We start from the raw sequence: 3,466 nt of genomic DNA on the forward strand, positions 1-3,466 counted from the left end.
GCGAGCGCCTCGTTGAAGGTCGCGCTCGGCCGCATGACGGCCGCCGTCTTCTCGGCGTCGGGGAAGTAGTAGCCCCCGATGTCGACGGGCTGCCCCTGCACGGCGAGGAGCTCGTCGACGATCTTCTGCTCGTCGGCCGCGAGCTTGTCCGCCAGCGGCCTGAAGGCCGCGGCGAGGTCGGCGTCGTCGGTCTGACCCGCCAGCTCCTCGGCCCAGTAGAGCGCCAGGTAGAAGTGCGAGCCGCGGTTGTCGATGGTGCCGAGCTTGCGACCCGGGGAGCGGTCGTTCTCGAGGAACGTCCCGGTCGCCCGGTCGAGGGTCGCGGCGAGCACCTTCGCGGCAGGAGCGTCGGCCTGGTCGGCGTACAGCTCCAGGGACGGCGCGAGGGCGAAGAACTCGCCGAGGCTGTCCCAGCGCAGGTAGTTCTCCTCGACCAGCTGCTGCACGTGCTTCGGCGCCGAGCCGCCCGCGCCGGTCTCGAAGAGGCCGCCACCGGCGATCAGCGGGACGATCGACAGCATCTTCGCCGACGTGCCGACCTCGAGGATCGGGAAGAGGTCGGTGTTGTAGTCGCGCAGCACGTTGCCGGTGACCGAGATGGTGTCCTCGCCGCGCCGCATCCGCTCCAGCGAGTACGCCGTCGCGAGCGTGGGGCTGAGGATCTTGATCTCGAGCCCGTCGATGTCGTGCTCCGGAAGGTAGGACGCGACCTTCTTCATGATCTCGGCGTCGTGCGCGCGGGACTCGTCGAGCCAGAACACGGCCGGCGTCGCGGAGGCGCGGGCGCGGGACACGGCCAGCTTGACCCAGTCGCGGACCGGGACGTCCTTGGTCTGGCAGGCGCGCCAGATGTCACCCGCCTCGACGTCGTGCTCGATGAGGACGTCGCCGTTCGACCCCAGGATCCGGACCGTGCCGGCGGCCGGGATCTCGAAGGTCTTGTCGTGCGAGCCGTACTCCTCGGCCGCCTGCGCCATCAGGCCAACGTTCGGGACCGTGCCGATGGTGGCCGGGTCGAGCGGTCCGTGGGCGATGGTGTCCTCGATGACCGTCTGGTAGACGCCGGCGTAGGACGAGTCCGGGATCACGGCGAGCGTGTCGTCCTCCGAGCCGTCGGCACCCCAGAGCTTGCCGCCGTTGCGGACCAGAGCCGGCATCGAGGCGTCGACGATGACGTCGGAGGGCACGTGCAGGTTGGTGATGCCCTTGTCGGAGTTGACGTAGGAGAGACGCGGACCGTTGGCGAGCGCGGCGTCGAAGGCCGCCTTGATCTCCGCTCCGTTGGGCAGCGCGTCGAGCCCGGCCAGGATCGCGCCGAGGCCGTCGTTGGCCGAGAGACCGGCCGCGGCCAGGTCGGCGCCGTACTTCTCGAAGACCTCGTGGAAGTAGGCCTTCACCACGTGGCCGAAGACGATCGGGTCCGAGACCTTCATCATCGTGGCCTTGAGGTGGACCGAGAAGAGCACGTCCTCGGCCTTGGCCCTGGCGAGCGCGTTGCGCAGGAACGCCTGGAGGTTGGCGACGTCCATCTTGGTCGCGTCGACGATCTCGCCTGCGAGCACCTCGAGGCCGTCCTTGAGCACGGTGGTCTCGCCCGCGGCGGTCTCGAGCACGATCGAGAGGGTGTCGTCGGCGGCGACGGTGACCGACAACTCGTTGGAGCGGAAGTCGTGCTCACCCATCGTCGCGACCGCGGTCTTCGACCCGGCGGCGAACGCCTTGTTGCGGTGCGGGTGCGCCTTCGCGTAGTTCTTCACCGAGAGCGGCGCGCGGCGGTCGGAGTTGCCCTCGCGCAGGACGGGGTTGACGGCCGAGCCCTTGACCTTGTCGAACTTGGCCCGGATCTCCTTCTCCTCGGCGGTCTGCGGGTCGTCCGGGTAGTTCGGCACCGCGTGACCCTGCGCCTGGAGCTCCTTGATCGCGGCCTTGAGCTGCGGGATCGAGGCGGAGATGTTGGGCAGCTTGATGATGTTCGCGGCCGGCGTCTTCGCCAGCTCGCCGAGCTCGGAGAGGGCGTCGTCGGCGAGACCGAACTGCGCCAGGATGCGCGCCGCCACCGAGATGTCGCGGGTCTCCACCTCCACGCCGGCCTTGGCGGCGTACGCCTGCACGATGGGCAGGAAGGAGTACGTCGCGAGCAGCGGCGCCTCGTCGGTGTGGGTGTAGATGATCCTTGCGTTACCAGCCATAAGCGGCGTCACTCCTGAGCCTCGGGGGCAGTTGGCAGTTCGACAGCGATGCGAAGATTGCTTGACGTCAAGATACCTGACGCCTGTCCCACGCTCACCTTCGCACCCGCACGGCTCCCCGCGAAAGGCTCTGCTTGGGACTAGAGTCCCGACCATGAAGACCACGGAGCAGGTTCAGAAGCTCGCTGCCGAGGCCCTCGGCACGTTCATCCTCGTCATGCTCGGCTGCGGGGCGGCCATCGCCACCAAGGCCGACGTCGTCGCCACCGGCTTCGCCTTCGGCATCACGGTCGTCATCGGCATCTACGCCTTCGGCCGGATCTCGGGAGGCCACTTCAACCCTGCCGTCACCGTGGGCGCCGCCATCGGCGGCCGCTTCGCGTGGAAGCAGGTCCCGGCGTACGTGATCACCCAGGTCCTCGCGGCCATCGCCGCCGCCCTCGTCCTGTTCGTCATCGTCCAGGGCATCCCCGGGTTCGACACCTCGCACAACATGGGCCAGAACGGGTACGGCGACTACTCGTCGGTCCACCTCGCCTGGTGGGCGGCGTTCCTCGTCGAGCTCATCATCACCGCGGTCTTCGTGACGATCATCCTCGGCGTGACCGACGAGCGGAACGAGCACCCCGCCCTGGCTCCGCTCGCGATCGGCTTCACCCTCGCCGCGATCCACTTCGTCGCCATCCCGCTGACCGGCACGTCGGTCAACCCGGCCCGTTCGATCGGCCCGGCGCTGTTCGCCGGCGGTGACAACATCGTCCAGCTCTGGCTGTTCATCCTGGCCCCGCTCGCGGGCGGGACCGCGGCGGGCCTGCTCTACCCGCTCCTCTTCGGCTACGCGACCGAGCCGCTGGCCGGTTCCGGGCTGCGCTTCGGCGCACGCGCCGCCGTGCCCGGCGCTGTCCCCGGGTACGGCGCACCCGACGCGCTGCAGCAGCAGTGGAACCAGGAGGACGGCGTCGAGGCCGTCGGTCTTGTCGGCGGCGCTGGGGCAGGCGCCACTGGAGCCGGCAACGCCGGGGTCGGCAGCGCCGGCGAGGACGACGCCGCGAGCACGACCGCCCGGATGCAGACGTCGCCGACCGACCCGGCGGCCCAGCCCCGGATCGTGCAGGACGGCTGGGAGTGGGACTACGCCGCCCAGCAGTGGAAGCCGCTCCAGGAGGCACCGCCGGAGGGCGACCCCCTGGCCTGACGCCGAGTCGGCGCAAAACTGGCACTCCCCTGAGGCCGAGTCGGCGCAACCTTGCACGCGAGCGCGGCCGAGTCGGCGGATC

General features: G+C 69.8%; 2 protein-coding genes. One reads left to right on the plus strand and one right to left on the minus strand.

Annotated features, from left to right (window positions below; translation table 11 throughout):
* Positions 1 to 2,189, minus strand: a 2,189-nt coding sequence (locus ABD205_RS13795; RefSeq protein WP_344045574.1) for an NADP-dependent isocitrate dehydrogenase, incomplete at its 3' end; no start/stop codon positions are given.
* A gap of 154 nt (positions 2,190 to 2,343) precedes the next feature.
* Between ABD205_RS13795 and ABD205_RS13800 the strand changes: the two genes are divergently transcribed.
* Entirely contained in the window at positions 2,344 to 3,384 is a 1,041-nt protein-coding gene (locus ABD205_RS13800; RefSeq protein WP_344045576.1) for an MIP family channel protein, read from the plus strand.
* Positions 3,385 to 3,466 lie beyond the last annotated feature (82 nt).

It is taken from the genome of Nocardioides panacihumi, assembly GCF_039530925.1.
GTDB classification, from domain to species: Bacteria; Actinomycetota; Actinomycetes; order Propionibacteriales; family Nocardioidaceae; genus Nocardioides; species Nocardioides panacihumi.

Coding starts and splice junctions, on each gene's coding strand:
- ABD205_RS13800 (WP_344045576.1), top strand. CDS start 2,344: ATGAAGACCACGGAGCAGGTTCAGAAGCTCGCTGCCGAGGCCCTCGGC.